This is a genomic window from Ructibacterium sp. SJQ-7, from assembly GCF_054696575.1.
In genome coordinates, this window is sequence record NZ_CP195193.1 from 1,868,101 (window position 1) to 1,890,843 (window position 22,743).

Consider the following 22,743-nt stretch of genomic DNA (forward strand, 5'->3'; position numbering starts at 1 on the left):
ATTAAATATATATGGATACAATTAAAAGAATACGCACAGTTAATTCCATAAAATGTAAAATAAGCGTATTAAATATACCCGGAGGGGAGGGGTTATATGCGACAAAGTGCTGCAATAAAGAAAGTTGTGGCGGTATGGACAATAATATGTATGATGTTGCCGTCGTTTGTTTTTACGGTGTCAGCGGAAAAAGAAAATATAAGTCTTGCAAATGTTGTTACAGAAGACAGTAAACTTGTTTTTGACGGCTTTACTTTGCAGTATGGTACAAATGGAAAAATTCAAGCATTAGTAGATGTCAGTATTGAAAATATTGATGCTACCGGTGTGGATTTTACTTTGGATTATGATAGCAGGTATATAGTTCCGTCCAACTTTGATACTAATGATATAACGACTGATGCAACGAATACCTTTAAAGCAAATACAGAAGTATTTACAAGTGAGGCTTATTTGACAAAAGAATATTCCAAGCTGACGAGCAGTTCGATACAAATGAACCTTGTACCGGACCCGCAAACCCCTAACGGTGAATATATTGGAGTGAAACAGATAGGTTCACCAAAAACGGAAGATGTAAAATGTATTTTAGCATCTGACAGGAAAGTTTCACTTGGAAAGATGAGTTTCCAAATCGTAGATCCTGTTCAAGTATGTAATATGACGCAAAGTCAACTTAATAGTATTTTAAGTATAGAAGATGATAGTGCGTATATTATGTATGTCGGAGATGACCATATTGAATACTTTGTAGATGTACTTCCGGCAGAATGGAAAGTTGTCAGAACACTTCTTGATGTAACTCCGGCAGTTGAAGAACGAACAGTTACTGCGTATTCTATTTATAATAGATGCTCAGATGCGACAAAAGCGGGTACATTGGCAGATTTGGTTGCATATTTGAACCAAACAATGAATACCGTTGTTCAGAGATATTCCGACGGACAGCAAGTGCTGGGCAATATGATATGGAACTCCGAAGATGAAACTTTTACAGTTCAATATAGCAATGGAACAGAGTATAATCCTTTGGGTAATGTGACTTATACGGTAAGTCAAAACTATGCAGGTACAGATAAAGTTGTAACGGTAAAAGTTACGGTAAAACCTGTTACAATTACCGGCTTTAAATATGATAATCGTATTTTGTCATACAGTGACAGTAACAGACCGGAAATTTGGGATGATTTAGAAATGCCTGATACTGTAACTCCTGTTTTGGACGGCATTGACGATATGTATGTTTCTCCGACTCAAAATCCTATCCAAACGGATTGGACGCCTGATGATGTTACGGAAGCTTTGAAAACAGGTACTGCGCCTGTCAGTGAAACATATACAGAAGAATTTGACAAAACATTGTTTGGAGCACCTGAGCCGGCTTGGCTTACAATTCCTGACGGATTTAATTGGAATATTGACGCGTTGAGAAATGTATTAAAGGGAAATGATTATCTCAAGGATGCAACAATAACTGCGGAAGTTGAAAGAGAAACGGGTATCTTAGATATAACGGTTACTCCTAAAGACGGAGCGGCTTTTGAAGACGGAACAAACTTTAATATATACCTGCCAAACGGAATGGTATTAAAAAGTACAGATAACAATGATTTTGTAACGGTTAGTATTGTTAACAGACAGGCAGTTATTAAAATTAATGCGATGTCTGACAGTGCAACGAGTATGACGAATACAGACCGTGAATTGATACAAAGTATCATAAACTTGGGTAATGATGATTTTAAATTGTCAGCAATTCCTCCAGATGATGCAGAAACTGCACAAGTAGGTTTTGTGTTTGATCCGAGAGTTAATTATTATCTTGGTGAAAACGAAAATAACTATGTCGAAAAAGACTATTCAGAGGGTAGAGCTGGTATGTTCTCTGTATACGAGGGACAAAGTCTTGCGGATATAGCAACATATATATCATTCCCTGATAGAAGTACAATTCCTATTGCATATCATGGACAGACCGGTTATCAGCCGTCTGAATATGACAGTGCAAAGGTTGTAAGTTGGAGCATCGAAGGTGATCCGACGGCTACTGTGTTGCCGACTGAGGGAACAACAGTAACACTTATCGGTAAACTTGAAGATTACTCATATACAAATTTCGGATATGTACAAAATCCGGACGATATTTACTTAAAAATAAAGGTGACAACACTGGCAATTCAGCCTACGGTAAAACCTACTGAATCGCCGAACCCGAGCGAGTCGCCAAATCCGAGTGAATCACCAAATCCGAGTGAATCACCGAACCCAAGCGAGTCACCAAATCCGAGTGAGTCGCCAAATCCGAGTGAGTCGCCGGCGCCGAGTACATCTCCGACTCCGGAACCGGAAAAAGAGGCAATAAAGATTACTACTGATGTAGGAAGTGCGGACAGTCCGGTAGAAGTTGTGCTTAACAGTAAAACGTTTGAGTACGATACAAAGAAAGTGGGTTATTCAACTGCCGATGTACAAAGACAAATGTACACGCTTGAGAATGTCGGTATAGATAATATAACCAGTCTGACAATGAGAATTTCCGATTTCGTTCAGACTGATGGAACAACGGCTACAGACAGTAGTCCTACAAGCTTTGTAAACAGCATACCATTGTATGTTACTTTCTTGAATGTTGGCGACAAAACGCAGTTTGAAATTCGTACAAAGCATGGCTTGGCGGTCGGAACATATTCGGCGAGAGTCAGCATAGGCTCAAATAAAAATGCTGAATTGGCATATTTCAATATAACCTTTAAGGTAACGGAAAATGAAGTGTATACCGTAACTGTTGACAACGGCGACAGCGTACAACAATCTATCGGATTGGGATATTTGATGGACGAAACAAGCAACAGGATATGTTCAAGAACATATGAAGTAGGCGAAACTGTTCCGATATATGTTCAGATTTTGGATTCCGGATACACATTCGATAAGTGGGAAACTGATGATGGTATAACGTTCGCAAACGCATCTCAAATGTCAACGACATTTACGATGATAGCGCAAAATGTAACGGTAAGACCGACTTATCGTGAAACAAATGATGTGTGGGTTCGTTTGGCGGACTTGAGGGATTATAATGAAAATGAGACAATGCCAAACGATTTAAGAGAGTCACTTCCACCATATGCGGTGACAACATTTAACGAAACAACATACGCATACAGAGTAATTGTAGACGGCTCTGTAGAAAAGAATTTTGTTGAATTCGATTTGAAGAATAAACTGTTGGAATTAACTCCGTCTATGACGGTGACAGCAACAGCGAACGGAAATACATTGACAATAGCGCCTCAAGTTGATTCTACATCAACGAGTGTTACGACATATAAATCCGACTTGTTTGATCTTCAAGAAGGACTTAATACAGTCAAAATTAAGACAGAATATACAGACCTGAATGACGGACAAAATTATTCGGCTGAATACACGATTACAATACTCAGAAAAAAAGCGGTTGATGTTGATATAAAACCGGGTAATTCACCTTACGGTTTAATCGAATCGTCCGACAATATAACGGATAAGTCAACGGCAAAAGATTTGTTCTCGAAAAATCATACATATGATGCGGCATATACACCGAACAAAGCGGTAAATACATATGATACAAAATATTATACAGATGCATGGGACGGCGTGAATTACGATGAAAATCCTTATACGCTGTTTGTATACAACGGACAAACGTTTGTTGATCCGGGTTTTAAAAATCTGAAAGATATGGACGGAAATACAGTTTCGGCGGAAAATGTAACTCGTACAATAGAAGTTCAAACTGTCAATGTTCCGACAAATGTAACAGATATAATGACAACAACATCGCAAACGGTCACTGTGGCAAATACAGGAGCAAGTTGTGTTATAAGTGAGTTGGCAAGTCTTAATATAAGACCGGGAGTGTATACGTTAAAATATACATTTACCGATACTGATAATACAACACGATTGTTTACAAGACCTGTAGTGGTTCTTGCGAATAAAGGTGATATTAACCTTGACAGAACTGTTGATTCAAATGACGCGGATATGCTTTATCAAAGAATGAATAACGGTTTCTATACCGATATAATAAATTCTGCTGATGAATGGGCGAAAATCTACGCATACAGAGTTGCAGATGTCACCGAAGACAGAAATGTCAACTCGATAGATGCTAACGCACTGTTGAATATAATGCCTACACCGTATTACGAATCACTTCCGACAACGGTTAGTGACAGTATGGCGACATTCGACCCTGATACGGCGGTCAGACAACCGGTTGCGACAGTTCCGCCGGAAAAGGCAACGTTAACGCTTGACTATCTCGGAACTGCGTCAAAACCTTTGGACAAACCTCAAACACCGAACTTGACAGCGGATAATGTCTATGATGTGGATAATGCCGGTTCAGGTATTGTGTGGTTTGGAATAAGTATAAAAAATACGCAGAATTTGAAGTATTTCCTTGACGGATTGTACAGTATGGATTTTGCGATAGATTATGACAGTGAAATATTCACTCCTTGCGACGGCAATATTAGAATCAGTACCGATACGGGCTTTGACCTTGCCGGAACGATTGAAAGTAACAATATCAAGTCAGATGTAACGACGAGTGATGTGGCGTATTGGAAGAATGCGGAATTGTATAAACAATCCTTGCAAAGTGATTGGGATATTGACCAAACAGACAAATATAAAACGGAATTTGTTACAATAAAATCAGTCGACGGTACAAATTTGCGACTGAGTGATTTTATACAGACTGATGGATATGACAGAGTTTATCTGCTTAGAGTGCCGTTCAGACTGAATAAAATGCCGGAGGATGGTTATGTCGGCAAGCCGATAACACTAAACCTTACGGAACAAACATTTGTAATGGGCGCAACCGAAAACGGTGTAACAAATTCAGCGTCATGGGAAGGTGACGTGGATAAAACCACAGAAGTCAATAATGCAAAGAACCATTTTGACGGTGTTGAAATAGTTGATATATTCAATACTGACGGTAAATATAATATAATCGGTACAGTTAAGTGTTGGAATGATACAAAACCGGTTACAGTTGAAATATACAAAGACGGTGAAACGACACCGATGTATACATTTACATCGGCAGATACCGATGATGCCGGCAATAATCTTTACGGCGTACTCACTAAGACGACTAAAAAAGGCGAATGTGAGTGGAATTTTGAGTTGCCTGTATCGAATCAGTTCAGCTACAAAATGGTTGTAAAGAAACAATCGCACCTTACATATCCCGAAATCGAAATAGATAAGACGCAAGTGGATGATAATGCAGATTTGACGCTTGCCGATACTATTGAAATGATTGTTGGTGATATAAACGGCGATGAAATCATCAAATTGCCTGATAGGGCGGAGTTGATGAGATTTTTTAACCGTCAGAAACCGTGGATATTGGATAAAGCACGGTTTGAGGCGGCAGACTTAAATGGTGACGGAGCGGTTAATATGTTTGATCTGACACTTTTGAAACAAAATATGGAGAAAACATATCCGTCTAATATAACTAATGCAAATAATGGAGGTGGTTCCGCTTGATAAAGAGAATAGTAGCAGTTATGTCAGCTCTTGCGTTGGCAGTGGGATTGCTTCCTACGGTGTTAGCCGATGAAGTGACATCGACAAAGCCGGAGATAACTGTTGTTGCAAAACGTATAACAGGTGAAGATAATTATATGGAAATCAGCCTTGAAGTAAACGGCGATTACGAAGATTATTCATCGGTTGGAGCGGTTTTGCAATATGATCCGAGCCTTATAGTTCCGACTACATGGGACGATGAGGCAACAGCGGTGGATATGAGTGAGTCAACCACATGGGCTACAAGGCGAGCGTTGCCGACGCTGGGTAAAGACACATGGACAACTCATACCGCGCTGACATATATTGAAAGCAAAACAGATACGGCAACAAATCAGACGACGAAAACGGGTTATTTGTATTTGGGGGCGGAATATCCGGGTGTAGTACCGAATAATGCGACAGACCCAAGTGCAACGGCGGATCCGGATGCGACACCAACACCGACAAAGACGCCGACCGTAACACCGACGCCTGACCCAAAGGCTACGCCTGATCCCGACCAACATCAAAATCCGGTTGTTGTAGCGAGATTCACATATGCCGATGAAAATGCGAAAAAGAAGATAGAAGATCAATGGACTTCCGCATGGGATAGTGATTGGACGCAGAATAAAGTGCTGACAATCGCGTCTGATGATGTATCTTCCGTATCACCGGCACAGTTCGGCTTTACGATTTATAAAGCGGACTTTTCAATGAAAGGTTATCAGTATGATTATACAGATAGCGTTCTTGAAATGAGTGAGCAAGCGGCGAATAAGGATATTGAAATTGTACTCGGACAAGGAAAGAGTGCGAAAGCGGGCGGACTTAGTCTAAACGATATTTACGTAACAATGTTTTACGATTGGGACGATTCACTTATCGGCACACTGACATGTGGTGTCGGAGAGGACGCGACCGAATCGGTAAATGATTATGTAAAAGAAAAGTTCATTCATCCTGACTTGCAGACGAATACGAATTATTCAAGCAAGGAAAGAACGGATAATTATAGAGGGGAGTATCCTCATGCCGGTCCAAATTCAACTGACCCGACAACTCCGGGCGGAACGGGAACGGTTACGAATGGCTCAGATTATCCACTGACGAATAAACTTGAATATTGCTTTGCAGGTAAAACGATTCATGCAGACGCACCGTATGCAGGTGGCTGGACAAAAGTATCTGCCTCAAATATGTCAGATACATGGACGGCACTTAATAATGCAACCACATTCGACTTAATGCCGGAACTTGGTGCAGACGGTAATCCGGTTGATTCAAGTCAAACAAAACCGGATATGGAATCATTCGATTTCTCCGATGTTACCACAGATGATATAGACGGCGGTACACTGGTAGTAAAAGCCGTATATACACCGGGAACAAATTTAGACTTTAATGGTGACCGATACTATTCAGCGATAGGACCTCTTCAATATGCTCTTGTAACGTCAAATGCAACATCAAGCACATATTCTATTTCTTTTGAATATAGACGTGTTAATAAATTAGGCTATGGAGTTACAAGACCGAGAGATCTTGGAGTAAAAATGGATATAACACAAGTAGGTGCGAGTGCCAGCACTGCACTTGCGGTGACTGCCAAGAATCAAGAGATAGTTCCAGTTGTTCTTACACCGACAAATGCAGTTAGCACTGTTGGTTATCAATTAAAGGATATTTACAATTCAGATGTAATAACAGGAGCGTATGAAAGCGAAGCTAATGCGGTAGATGGCAAATTGATAGAGCTACAAGGAGCTGAAGGAGTTATTTTTAAATTTACTGCCTCAACATATCTTGAACAGGCATATAATGATTTTGTAGTGACAGGGAGTGCTGTAACAAATTCTAATGCTTGGAAAGTTGATGTATTTAATGCTTTGAAAGTAAAAAGAACAACAGCGGCAGGAGCAATATCGACGGCGGCTCAAAGAAAAAATGCAACACAAGCCGTAGTGAATTGTATAAAAGGCGCAATAGCGGACGGTAAAGACTATCATGATTTGACATGGTATCAGATACAATATTCAATTATATATTCAAGTACGCCATATGTTTCTGCAGACGTGGCAAAAGCAGAAATAGAAAAATATGATGCACTTATGAATTTAATAAAATAGACATAAAATAGACATAAAATAAATGCCTAATAATTGAATGAAATAAAACAGAAAATTTAACTTGGAAGGAGTTAAAGCATGAAAAAACGAATATTAAGTGCCTTTTTGGCACTGTCAATGTTATTTTCAATAATGCCTACGACTTTTGCACAACAAGAGATTGATAGCGACGGTAACATTACAGGAACACCTAATATGGTTACCGATTTGAAAATAAAAATAACGGAAGGTGTTCTTACACAATTTGATGTGACGTTTGGTGACGGATTAAATAATCCTGATGACTATTTTGTACTTCTTGCAACGGATTTTGATGCAGGAGCCGGTAATGATGTCACAGACACTATAACCGATGACTCTAGTGGTACTGGTTATGTTAATATGTATACCGATGTGACTACAGGACATACGTCAGACGACTGGGAATGGCTTGCCGGTCCGGCTGCACAATGGTATGGAAAATCTAAACCCGGGGATACAGTTAGTTTAACCTGGGGCAGTGCGTTAAATAAGACATATAATTGGACAACGGGAGAAGATGGATACGGTTGCCAACTTTCTAAGGATTTTGAAAATAGCGTTGATTCTATAGCCGATTTGCAAGGTGCTAAAGTATGGGTATATATTTTGAGTGGTAAAAACGGTTTCACAAACTTCTCTGAGAAAGGTTTTATGTCTGCTGTAGGAACATTTGATGACAAAGGTAATCTACAATTCCCAGAAGGTGGCGACACACCGTCTGAAGATACAGCAATACCTTCAGTAGCATTAACTGTAACAGCACCGAAGATTGGTGCAACACCGGCTACGACTGCTACAACAACTACAACCGGCGTGGTAGCTAATCCGGCTGTTACATGGGATCCGGCTGACAGCACATTTGCTAAAAATCAAGCATACAAAGCAAGTGTTACACTAAGTGCTGACAGTGGTTACAAGTTTACAGATTCAACAACTGCAACAATCAATGGTAAAACTGCTACTGTAACACTTAACGGCGACGGAACATTAAAGGCTGAATATACATTTGACGCTATTAAGCTTACAGGTATTTCATCAAACAAAACAGGACTTAAATCTTCATTCGCACCGAATGACAGTTATACACCTGATGGTTTAGAAGTTACTTTAAGGTATAGTGACGGTACGACGGAGGTCGTACCATATAACAAATTTCCAGAGAACAATCTATCTTTGGTTATTGGAGCAGATTCTGCCTCTGCCACTGATTTACCTGCTAAATTAACTTTAGATAACAATAATCAAACAGTTTACGTTAAGTACAGCGGAACAGACACAAATGACGGTAATCCAAAGTATCAAGCTATAGATACAATTACTGTTGCAAATGCAAAAATTACAACAGCACAAGTATCTGTAACATACCCTAAACCGGGTGAAACACCTGATACAGTTGCAACAGTACCTGACGGTGCTAATTATACTGCAGAAGTTACATGGGAATATAACGGTACAGGAGTAACAGGTAATTTTGAATATGATAAAGCATATGATGCTATAATTACAGTAAAACCTAACACAGGTTATGCACTTGATAATACTAACGGTGTTGTTCTTACTGTAAAGGATAAAACTGTTACAAATCCTGGTGCAGATAAAACTGCTACAATAGCATCAGATGATATTGACGTTGACGGTAATGGTGAAAAGTCTGTTTCTTTTGACGCAACAGCAAGTACACCTATATCAGCGTCAATCTCTGATTCATTCGATTTATATGATAAGAATGACGTTAACATCACACTTACTTTAGGTACACATGTTATCGGCGACATCACAGGTATCACAATCGATGGACAAACATTAAGCAGTTCTGATTACACAATATCAGGAAATATAATTAAAGTAAAAGGTGCAAGCCTTGCAACTAAGCTTACAGGTTTGACATCAACTGCGGCAAACAAAAACGTTGAAATTACTGTAACAGGTCAACAAGATGCAACAACAGCAACTCTATCTGCTATTGATACAACACCTTACATCACAATTACTGACCCAACACAAGGTGCAATCACAGGTGTTACTCACACATCAGGTACAAAGGTTGCTTTGACAAAGAATACTGCATATACTTTGTCAGCACCAACTGTTGCTCACACAACAGGTTACACATGGACAGTAAGCGGTATTACAACAGGTACAGACAACGGTCAAACTTATACTTTCACACCGTCAGGTAGTGAAAATATAACAGCAACTGTTGCATTGACAGTTGATGCCGGACATAAATTGACAATCAACAAAACAGGTAACGGTACTGTTACTGTAGCAAAAGATGGCGGAAGTACACTTGCTGCAGAATCTGACGGTACATACACAGTTTATTATGATGAAAGCTACACTGTAACAGCAACTGCTGCTGACCAAAACAAAGTTACGGCAGTAACAGGAGAAACAATTAGCGGTGTACAAAAAACAGTTACACACGCCGTTGCAAATCCGACAGCCGATACAACTGTTGAAGTAACATTTGCAACAAAAACTGCACCGACCGTTAGTGCTGATATGACATATCGTAAGGGTACAAATGATACAGATAAAGTATTTACTATTACTTTAGGTGATTACTCAGATGTAGAGATAGGTGCTACTACTCCGAGTGGTACTTGGGCAGTCGATAAGGCAACATACACTGTTTCAAAATCAGATTTGGAAACTGCATCAAACGGCGATCATACATATACTTTCGACTTCGGCGAAGGTATGACGATTTCGAAAAAAATCACAGTTCTTGCCGCAAGAAGTATTACAAGCGTAACTGCACCGACAGGTACATTTGCACATGGTGATACATTCAAATTGGATGGTTTAGCATTTACAGTAAAAGAAGGCGAAACAAGCACAACATACTCATATAACGGCACAAGTTGGGATAATACACTTCCAACAGGTACACAGTTCAGTTTGGACGGTACAAACTTCAGTGAATGGGATGCGTTCAAGGCTGCGGCAGAGGCAAAGATAACACGTCACGATACAACTGACTCAACTGCAGTTAACAACGGTGATCAAATTACAGTAAGTTTAGGTAATGGAGTAACAGGAGCAAGTGGTACTATTTCAGTTGGTCAAAAGGCTATTACTGTTACCCCGTCACAAACAACAGGTATCAACAAGGATTACGATGGTACTGTAAAGGCACCGGCACTTACAGCAACAATCCCTGACGGAGAACTTGTAGGTGATGATGTTGTAACTGCAAGTGTAACAGCAGTATATCAAGATGGTGTTGCGGCTGGTCTTACAGACAAAAATGCAAGTGATAACGACAAAAATGTAGTATTTACTGCAACACTTGCCGGTGCGAATAAAGATAACTACACAATTAAAACTATCGCTAACGGTAGCGGTAAAATTAACAAGCGTACTGTAAAGATTGCAATTATTAACAATGTACCGGATGCGACAAAGAATAAAGCTGATACAAAGACAGGTAGCGCTACAGCAACTATTCCGACTAATACAGAGTATGATCTTAATACACTATATGAAGTTGTGGATGGTGAAACAGTTGCAATTACATATGATTATTCATATGCAAACATAAGCAGTGTAGGTCGGGTTAGTGATGTAACAGTGAGAAACATTGCTACAACAAATACAAACTACACTGTTGAACCGACTTATTTGGAAAATCAAAACGGTACAGTTAACAACAGAACTATAAAATCTATCGCTATAAGTGATCCAACTAAGAACGAATATAATTACAGTGACACATTTGATCCTACAGGTATCAAAGTAACTGTAACATATGACGGCGAAACTGATTCGGTAGTATATGCTTGGAATGATGTTCCTGATGATATTACATTAAAGTGGACAGGAACAGATGAAGCACTTTCAGCAACTCATAAGTTTGATTCAGCAGGTACATATACAATTACTGCATCAGCAACAGGTGTTGGCTCGGCGACAACAGGTAACATTACTGTTAATAAATTAAAGGTTAATGTCACAGCAAGCGGTAATATTACAAAGGTATATGACGGCAAAACGGATTTGGACGCTGATGATGCTATAACTTATGACGTAACAAATCAATCTGCAGGTTATGATACTCAATTCAATGCAGATACAGTGACGGTAAGTAATAATCCTGCAGTATATGATGGTACATCAGTTTCAACAAACGGTGTAACAATTAATAAAGCAGATTTGACATTGAGTAATTCAAATTATGAAATTGAGAATTTTACAAACAATGTTACTGCATCAATAACAGCTCGTCACATAACCGTAACTGCTATTACTGTTCCGACAGTAAAACAATATTCAAATGATACAGATGTACCGGTTGAAAATGTAGGAACATCAGCTGTAACATTTGATAATGTTGTAAGCGGTGAGAATGTAACAGTTGACTATAAGTATACATATAATGATACATCTGTAGCAGGCGATACAAGTAATATTACAATAAATAATCTTGTTCTAAACAGCACAAACACTGTTAACAATAACTATACATTAGATGAAAGCATTCTTACAAAGTCAGGTCACGTTGACGAAAGAGAGGTTGACTCATTAACAGTAACTGCTCCGACTCAATTTGCTACGGCTCAAACATATGGTACTGCTTTAGCTTTAGCCGGTTTGAAGGTACAAGTTAACTTTACATCAGGCGGAACAAGCGATGGTAGCGAAACATATGTATGGAAAGACGCAACAACTTGGACAAAACAAGTTGAGGGTCAAAGCGATGTAGACGTTATAACTGTTCCGTTTACTCTTGCTTGGTCAGGCACAACAGATGTACCGACTCAAGGTGAAACTCTTAATGTTCAAAGAAGTACAAAGGGTATCACTGCATCATACACAGGTACAAGCGTAACAGGTACAAGTGATCAGATTACAGTAAATCCAATCACATTGACTAAGATTAAAATTACAGGTACTGATCAGACAAAGGTGTATGATGGTAATGCAGATTTGACGCCAAATCCGGCATTTACATATGCAATTACAGAGGGTATTATAAATAGTGACCCGGTAACGGTTGCGCCTAATACTGTTGAATATGCAGAGGCTGATGTACATGCATCTGAGCCGTTAAATATCACAGGTTTCCATTTGACAAATAATAATGATGGTAACTATAAACTTGGTACTCCTGATGTAACAGGTACACCGAACGGTACAATTACAAAACGTCCGATTACTTTAACAGCTATCACAAATATTCCTGCAATCAACAGATTTGAGGCAGGTACAGGCACAGACCAAACTGCAACAAGTGCTGCAAACGGCGGTGCTACATTTGAGGCGGCAAGTACAGACACTGGTATTGTAAGCGGTGAAACGGTTACAGTAATATACGATTATGCGTATGCAGATAATCAGACAGTAAGCAATACTGCTGTTGTAAACTTATCTAATGTAAGATTAGATACTGCAATCGATAAGAACTATAGTCTTACTAATAATGCTACTGCAACAGGTGTGGTAAATGAAGTTGAGGCAACAGGTGTTACAGTTACAATTCCTGATAAGACATATGAATATGGCGATAAGCTTGATTTGACAGGTACAACAGTAACTGTTGATTATGGCAATACTAATACAGAAGTATATACATCAGATGATGGTGTGAATTGGAAGAAGAACGATACTGCAGTATCAGAAAAGCCATTCACAATCACACTTCCTACAGATAAGGATAGCTTGGCTGTAGGTACAGCAACTGTTTCTGTAAAGGTTAAAGAAGGCGTTGAAGGTAGTGTTTCTCGCACAGTTAACAAACGTAAAGTAACTGTAAATCCGTCAAAGAACGGTGACGTTACAAAGGTATATAACGGTAACACAACTTATACAAACGGTGTTATTGAGTGGACAGTTGGATCTGTAAACTCTATTGACGGATTGTCTGTTACATTACCGACAGTAAGCGGTGCAACATATACTTATAACGATTCAACAGTTGCACTTGCAACCAAGATTACTGTATCCGCTCCGCAACTAAACGATACAAATAATTTTGAAATTAGCGGTTATACAAATCAAGAATTTGACGCAACAATCACACGTCGTCCATTGGTTATCACAGGAATAACAATTCCGAACGTTAATAAGTATGCTGACGTATCACAAAAAGTTACAGACCAAACCGCAACAAGTGCTACAAATGCTACATTTGAGGCGGCAGATACAGACACAGGTATTGTAAGCGGTGAAACAGTAGGCGTAACATTCGACTATAAGTACAAAACTTCAAATCCTGAAAGCGGTACAACTACTGATGTAGATATATCAAACATTGCTCTTGATAATAGAGTAGGAACAAGCGCAAACTACTCATTGACACCTAATTCATTGACAGGTAGTGCAAATGTAGTAGAAAGAACTATAGACAGTATTACAGTAGCTAACCCTACACAGTTTAACAGCGATGTTACATATAACGATAAATTAAGTATAGCCGGCTTAAAGGTTACAATTAACTATACAGACAGAACATCAGAAGTATACACAGCAACAGTAGTCAATGACGTGGTTTCATGGGCATTGGGCAGTGTAAATATCAGCGCAGATAATATTCCATTTACACTATCATGGAAAGATACTGCAAAAGGCGGAACTTTTGCACAAGGACAAACATTGTCTGTAACAGGACATAACGGCAACCAAATCGTTGCAAACCATAAGAATGGTAATGACAGTGGTGAAGGCAGTGCCGTAACAATCAAACCTATTGAAATTACATCAATTAATGCAACAAAGAACGGTGATATTACAAAGACATATAATGGTGATACAGAATTAAATGACGCATCAAAGAGCAATATCGGTTATACATCAACTCAGGTAATCGGCGGAGATACAGTAACTCTTGGTGCAACACCTGCATATGAAAATAAGAATGTTGGTCAAAATAAAGCAATTAGCTTTACAACACCGACAGTAAGCGGCAATGATAACTATACACTTGGAACTGACGCTACTGTTACAGGCGATGTAGTCGGTGATATTACAGTAAAAACTGTTGAAATTTCAAATGTATATATCCCGTCAATTTATAAGGACACAGAAGACCTTGTAAAATCAATTTCAAATGCAAGTGCTATTGCAAGCGGTCATCCTACAGCTAATACTGTTGTAGCGGCTGATATTCTATCGGGCGACAGAGCTAATTTGACATTCGCTTATGAACTTACATATGCAAATTCAACGGATGATAATCCGACTGTAACGATTTCAGATACTTCTATTACAGGAACGGAAAGCGGTAACTATGAATTTGCATGGCCTACAGGATTGACAGGTACAGTAATAGCAGACGCATTTACAGATGCTACAATTACTGCACCGACTAATATGTCATATACACATGGTGATACATTCAATCCAACAGGTTTGTCAGTTACTATTAAGACAAGCAGTCACCCAACAGGTACAACATATACAGTAACAGGTACAGAGGGTAATTACAAATGGGATACAGATCTTCCGGCAGGTGTAAATGTATCACTTGGAAGTATCTCATTAAATAGCAATGACGCTTTGAATTTCAAGGCTCATTACAAGAATATGAAAGATCAGAAGATTAAGGTTTCTGCCGGTGAGAAAAAAGCTGAAACAGGTGTAGTTACAATGCTACAAAAGCAATTAACGGCAACTGCGTCAATAGATGCGGCAGATAAGACATATGATAGTACAACCGGTCTTACAAGTGATCAACATGTTACATACAAAATCGGTGATAATGGAGTACAGAGCTTTAACGGTACGGCTGATAACGTAAGCGTAACAGCTAACGCAAGTTATAAAGATGCTAATGTTTCAAAAACAGATACAACAATCAATAATGTTGGTATAACATTCACTAATATCGGTCTTGACGGTGATGATAAAGACAATTACATCGCACCGACAAGCATTGAGGAAATATCGGGTAAGATTAATCCGTATACAATTAATATAACGGCAATAGGTGAAGTTGCTCCAACTGCTTATTATAAGATAGCTAAGAGTGGAACTATTGATTCGACAGTTGACTATATTGCTGAAATGAACGGTTTGACAAAGCCGGCAATTAAGTTTAATTATGATTATGGTGATTTGGTTAACACAGTTGCAAGCTCTGTTACTGTTCCGATAAGCAATATTGCTTTCGTTACTGCTACTGATAACTTTGTAATAGGAGATAAACCTTCTACAATCCAGGGTAGTGTTGAAGTTCAAGGTATACAGAAGATTGAAATAACAAAGGACAAAAAGGGTTATAAGTATGGTGATACACTTGATTTGAGTGATTTGTCAGTAAAGGTAACATATGTTGGCGGTGAAACAAAAGACGGTATTCGATATAATGACACAGATTGGAATACTCTTGGTTTGACCCTTAATACATTACTTCCGACAGACGGAACTGTATTGAAGAATTCAACAGATAACGGTAAAACAATTACTGTTACAAAGGATTCTGTAAGTTCTAATGCAATTACAATAAACGTTGCAAAACGTACAGTTAAGATTGAAAGAGATGGCAGTGACGCTATCACTAAGACATATGACGGTACACAAGCTGTAGAACAGACAATCGCTCTAAAGGTTGCCGATTCACAAGAAGGATTTGACGGCGTATATAATAATGACATAACAGGTGTAACAGCTCCGACATATATTTACAGCAGTAAAGATGCTCAGAATAACATAGCATTGACAGGTACACCGACTCTTGTAGGTTCTAACTTAGTTGAATATACACCTACATATCCGTCATTGACAGGTAACATTACTACAAAATCAGTTACACTAACACCGGTTATCTCTGAGGATATTTATGAAAATAAATTCGCGACAGATGATAAGGTTATAACTGAAACAAGTGCAACAGTTGCAGATGGTAAGGTAACTCAAAGCGGTATCGTATCAGGCGAAGAGGGTAACTTCACATTTGCTTATACTGTTACTGTTCCAAAGGCAGATTTAGCAAGTGCAGCTACAAAATCTTATGCACCGACAAATACAAGCGAAAACGGTACAGGTAAGGATAACTATACATTTACATGGAATAACGCAAGTGTAGAAATTAAGACTAATGCCGCAACAAGTATGGCAGTAACTACTGATCCGACAGATATTTCATATCAGAAATATTATGGTGACAGTATTTCGTTAGACGGTATGGTTGTTACAATCACATATGGAAACGGTTCTACTCACGAATTTACATATGGTTCAGCTGAATGGAATAACGAAGGATTGACTGTTGCAATCGAAGACGGCGGTGACTTTAGCAAACTTGTAACAGGTAATAACGGTAAGCATATCGTTGTTTCAAAGACAGGTCTTGACAGTGCAAATACAACTGCTACATTAAAGGTTGATAAGAAAGATTTACACTTGACAGCAGAAAAAGCTGACGGTTTATCGGCAATCGAAAAGACATATGATACTACAACTGACGCAAAATCGATTCTAAAGTTTGGTATCACAAGCGCTGACTTAGTATCAGACGATAGCTTTGATAGCTTTACAGTTGATTCATCAAATGTATCAGCTACATTCGATACTAAGAACCAGGGTTCAGATAAGGATATTACAATAAGCGGTTTGACAATTACAGGAGATAACAGCGATCAGTATAATGTAATTATGCCAAGCGGTGTAAAGGGTACAATTAAGAAGAAAGTTATTACTGTAAAAGTCGAAAACAGCAATATTCCTCCTGTATTAAAAAATTCTACAGGAAACGATTTGAAGAAGAAAGTTACTTCATATTCGTTTGAAAATGATATTAAACCATATGATGTGGATAATGTGACATTTGATGTTATTGCAGACTATACAGGTCAAGATGTTTCAGATACAGCAAATACACCGACTGTTTCATTAAGTTTGGAAAATGTTCAAAATGATGATAACTATACTATAACTGTTACTCCTACATCGGGAACAGGTAGTGTTGTGGATAACCTTATTGAAACTATTACTGTAACAGGTGGTAAAGCTGAAGGGTATGTTCATGGTGATGAGCTTAGCTTGCAGAATATGGTTATCACAGTAACATATCAAAATGACAGAGATAACAATGTATTTACATATGTATCAGGTAATAACTGGACTGCACAGAAAGCGATTAATGGTAGCACAACAGTTACAACAAGCGATCTTCCGGTATCATTAAAGTTGGGTGATAATCCTATAACGGATGCAACTCAACAATTAAGATACGGAGATAATAAAAAGAAAATTACTGTATTGGATAAGATGAATTCAGCTCAACCGGTTGAAGCATTGACTCTTGGTGTAAGTCAAAAAGAAATTAAAAATATTTCTGTTAGCAAAAACGGTGATATTACAAAACCATATGACGGTACGAATACTGTTAACCAACCGGCTAACATTGCATATGATTCAACTGATATTGTAACATTTGGTTCAACAAAAGATAATGTTACAATTACAGCAACTACAACATATGAAAATTCAACAGCTGGTAATGACAAGGTTATCAATATAGTAAACTACACATTAGGCACAGGTAATGATAATGGTAACTATTACATTACAGATCCACAAACAGGTTTGAATATAACCGGTAATGTAACAGGTAATATTACAAAAGCTACTTTGACAGTAACAATTACATCTGTTCCGGCAATTATTATAGGTGCAGATAAAAAAGTAGATTTGGTGAAAGATACAGATTATACACAAAATGGCGAAGTAACAGTTGATGGTAATAAAGAAACGGTTGATTTAACTGTACATGGTACATATCAAGATAATACTACAGAACAAAGTGGAACTGCGAATGTAGATTATACAACAACTCCTACTGAACTTACTAACTACAATATCGTATTGAAAGGTACAGACACAAAAGGTACTGTAAATAAGAAACCTGTAACAAAGATTGAAGTTACATCTCCTACAAAGACAACATGGTCACATGGCGATGATTTAACTCTTGACGGTATGACAATCACAGTTACATACAATAATGATGATACTGATAAAAAGCAGTATAAACATATGGACGGTAAGTGGCATGATGTAACAGGTGGTAGTGATACAGAGTTATCGGGAACTCCTGACGATGTAACAATTACATGGGGTGACACAAATAGTTCAGCAACTGACGGTGTAATTCGTCTTGATGATACAAACAAGAATCTTCAAGCTGATGGCGATAACAAGACAACATCTGTTAAGGTTACATCAAAAGTAAAGGATACTAACGGTGAGTATCAATCAGCTTCAACCGGTGACATCACTTTAACAAAGAAACAACTTACTTTGGAAGTAAGCGGTAATATTGAAAAGGTATATGATAACACAAATGCTCTTACATCGCTTAATAAGGAAAGTGTAACTCTTACATTAAATGGTGTAGCCGGAAGTGACAGTGTTACATTAAGTGATAGTACAAAGGATAATATCCAGTATGGCGGAACAACAGTAGCAGATACAGCCTTATCACCAAAACTTGTAATTGGTACAGTGGTATTAAATGATAATGCTAATAATCAATATTATATTCTACCATCAGATGCAAGCATTACAAATAATACAACAGGTAAGATTAATAAGCGTCCTGTAAAAGTTACATCTGTAACAAAGAATATGAACACAACAGTTGATTCTCCTAAGACAGGTACTTTGGAAAAATTGGTACAATCATCTACGGGCGGTTATGGCATTTCGGGAGATGCAGGATTCTATTCAATCTTAGACGGTCATACAATTATGGTTGATATACCGTATGAATACGAGGATACATCATCAGAGGGTATAAAAACAGTTACATATGATAATGTAACCGCAAAGGTATCTGCTAAAGGAACTGACGGTAACGCAGATTATGTAGATAACTATGATGTAAAATTTGCTATTGTAGACGGTAATGCAACTATTTCAAACGGTACAGTTACAGGTATTAAGATTGAAATTGAAACAACAGGCAAGACAGAATATACTCATGGTGACTTGTTCGATTTGAAAGGTACAAAGATAACTGTTATATATAATGACGGTGCTAAGACAGATATATATGAGTATGGTACGAAAGGTAAATGGATTAAGAACGTTACAGGAACACCGGCTGAATTGCCGAGTGAAATAGGTATCAAGCTTGGTGATACAACAATTAATGCAAATCCTACATTTGATACAGATAAAACTGTTGTAAGATATGATAAGCTTAATCCAACTAAGGAATTGAAAGCTACCTATACAAAGAGTGGAAGTGCCTCAGTTCCATCGACAGGCAATCCGTCAATAACATTAAATAGGAAACCTGTTACAATAACTGTTGATAACGGTACAGATGCAATCAACCATACATACAGTGGTAATAATTCTCTTACAGTTGATGAAATTGGTAAGTTGACGATTACTGAACCTACTAACTTCACGGTTGGCAGTGATGATGTAACTCTAACTAAGGGTACACTTTCAGCAACAATCGGTAATAATGCTAATGGCAATGTAGCAGATAATTTGACTATTAATGCCACAGGTTATGTGCTTAGTGGCACAGACGCCGATAATTATGAGATTAGCTATGTAAACAACGCAAAAGGTAATATTGTAAAAGCTCCTTTGACAATTACAATCAATTCCGTTCCGTCGATTATCATAGGTGCAGATAAAAAAGTGACTTTGGAAAAAGGTACAAACTATACACAAAGCGGTGAAGTAACAGTTAATGGTGAAAAGGAAACCGTTAATGTAACTGTATATGGTACATATCGAGATAATACTAAAGAACAAATCGAAACTGCAGAGGTAGATTATACAACAAATCCTACTGAACTTGATAATTACTATATTGAATGGAATGGTAAAGACACGAAGGGTAGTGTTACTCGGAAAACTGCAACAGTTGAAATTATTAATCAACCTAACTTTGTAACTGCTACACCAAGACCGCAACATGGCGATAAGCTTGGTGCAAACGGTCTTGACGGACTTGAATACACTGTAAGTTACAGTGACGGCTCGACAACAAAGCATAAGCACGAAAACGGTGCTTGGTTGACAACAGACGGTTATACAGAACCGGAAAACGGTACAGTATTTACATGGACAAACACAAACACACCTGTAAGCTCTGATTCTGAAATCCGCAGAGATATGGATAATAAGATTAAGATTACTGTTCCGACAGCAACAAATGAACCTTTTACAAATAAGGCAACTGCTGATAAGAAAAAGGTTAAGATTACAGCAAACGGTACATATACAAAGGTATATGACGGTACAAATACAGTAACATTAAACGAAACAACTCCTGAAATTACTTATACAGTAAGCGGTGTTGCAACGGGTGATACTGTAACAGTTACAGCAACTCCTGCATTTGTAGATGGAAATGTTGCTAAGTTCGGTGATGTATATCAAAAGGCAATTAACTTTACAAATGTTTCAATTTCAAATACAGACAATTATGAAATCGAGGCAGATGAAAACGAAAATGATATTACACCTATAATGGGTGCAATAACACCTAAGACAATCAACATCACTGCATTGACTGTTCCTTCATCAACAAAGGGTTCAGCAGGTGAAAAGACTGTAACAAAGAACAAGAACTTTACAACAACTGATATTCTTGAAAAGGATAAGGATAATGTTACAATCGGCTATAAAGCTACATTCGTAACATCAGCAACAGGAACTGTCGATGCAACTGTTACAGATGCAAAGGTAGACGGTTCAAATGACCAAATGACTCTTAACTACGTTGTAGGTACTGTTACCGGCGCTAAGATTGAAATAACCAGCAGCAATCATGGTGGCGGCGGCGGAGGCGGCGGAGGAGGAGGTAACTCCCTAAGCATTAAGTACGAAAACGCCGACGGTACAGCAGGTAAGGACGTAAGCAAGATTGAAGCTCCTGCAGAAAGTGACCCTGTAGACTTGATCGCAGTATTCGTTACAAAACCTGCAGACCCAACAGTTATTTGGACATCAGATAATGAAAGCGTTGCAACTGTAGACGAAAACGGTATTGTTAAGTTTATTGGCGAAGGTACAGCTATAATCACAGCTCAGTCTAAGACTAATAAGACTCTAAAGGATACTGTTACAATTACAGTTACAAAGGCAGTAGCAACACCGACTCCTAAGCCGGCAAATCCTACTCCGGAACCTACAAAAGAACCGTCAATCATCACAAAGACTATGTTAAATCCATATATCGTAGGTTATGATGATAATGTATTCGGTCCTGAACTTCCAATCAGCCGTGAAGAAGTATCAGCAATATTCGCAAGATTGATTGCAAATAATATCTACATGGATAAAGAATATGATACATCATTCCCTGATGTAGGCGAAGGTTGGAGTAAAGATTATATCGGTTACTTGGAGAAATTCAGTGTAGTAACAGGTTATGAAGACGGTACATTCAGACCTCAAAATTACATCACAAGAGCAGAAATGGCTGTTATGATGGCTAAGGCAGAGGGCTATGACATCTCAGGCTATATGTCTTCTGATGAATTAGCTTATCCTGACGTAGATGAGGGTTACAGTGAATGGGCTGTTAAGGCTATCAAGTATTTGACAGACAGAGGTATTATGGAAGGTTATCCTGACGGTACATTCGGTCCGAACAGACCTATAACAAGAGCAGAAACTGTTGCAACAGTTAACAGAGTTCTTGCAGATATGACTGTCGGAAATATCGAGGTACTTCCGTCAGATATGACAGAGGCACATTGGGCTTATAATGATGTAGTATTCGCAATGAACCACAGAATTCTTAAAGACGTTGCAGCTGATGAAAGTCAGTTCATCAAGTCAGAAGAATATGATAAGAATAAGATTACAGAAACAGAAGTTGTAGAAGACACATCAGACGAGAATGCCGGAGCGGGTGCATCACCTACTCCGGAGCCTTCTCCGACTCCCAATGCTTGATTAATAAGAGCTTTTTACGAAATTTGTAATAATAGAGGCAGCGAATTTTCGCTTGCCTCTGTTGTTGCATTTTCAAATTATACAAGAGTTTATCTTGTTTGCTTTGAAAATGTAATAACGTTATTGTCATAATGAGGTG

General features: G+C 38.3%; 3 protein-coding genes. All 3 read left to right on the top strand.

Annotated elements, in window-relative coordinates:
• Nucleotides 1-96: 96 nt before the first annotated feature.
• The 3 genes from ACSAMO_RS08185 to ACSAMO_RS08195 all read left to right on the top strand — a co-directional run bounded on the left by ACSAMO_RS08185 (nt 97) and on the right by ACSAMO_RS08195 (nt 22,604).
• Entirely contained in the window at nt 97-5,556 is a 5,460-nt protein-coding gene (locus tag ACSAMO_RS08185; RefSeq protein WP_499209085.1) for a dockerin type I domain-containing protein, read from the top strand.
• Nucleotides 5,553-7,709, top strand: a complete 2,157-nt coding sequence (locus tag ACSAMO_RS08190) for a hypothetical protein (RefSeq protein ID WP_499209086.1) — start codon at nt 5,553-5,555, stop codon at nt 7,707-7,709. The genes ACSAMO_RS08185 and ACSAMO_RS08190 overlap by 4 nt, the downstream gene beginning before the upstream one ends.
• 78 nt (nt 7,710-7,787) lie before the next feature.
• Nucleotides 7,788-22,604 carry an S-layer homology domain-containing protein gene (locus ACSAMO_RS08195; protein WP_499209087.1) on the top strand — a complete coding sequence of 4,939 codons (14,817 nt, stop codon included), beginning with the start codon at nt 7,788-7,790 and terminating at the stop codon, nt 22,602-22,604.
• Nucleotides 22,605-22,743 lie beyond the last annotated feature (139 nt).

Coding starts and splice junctions, on each gene's coding strand:
- ACSAMO_RS08185 (WP_499209085.1), top strand. CDS start 97: ATGCGACAAAGTGCTGCAATAAAGAAAGTTGTGGCGGTATGGACAATA.
- ACSAMO_RS08195 (WP_499209087.1), top strand. CDS start 7,788: ATGAAAAAACGAATATTAAGTGCCTTTTTGGCACTGTCAATGTTATTT.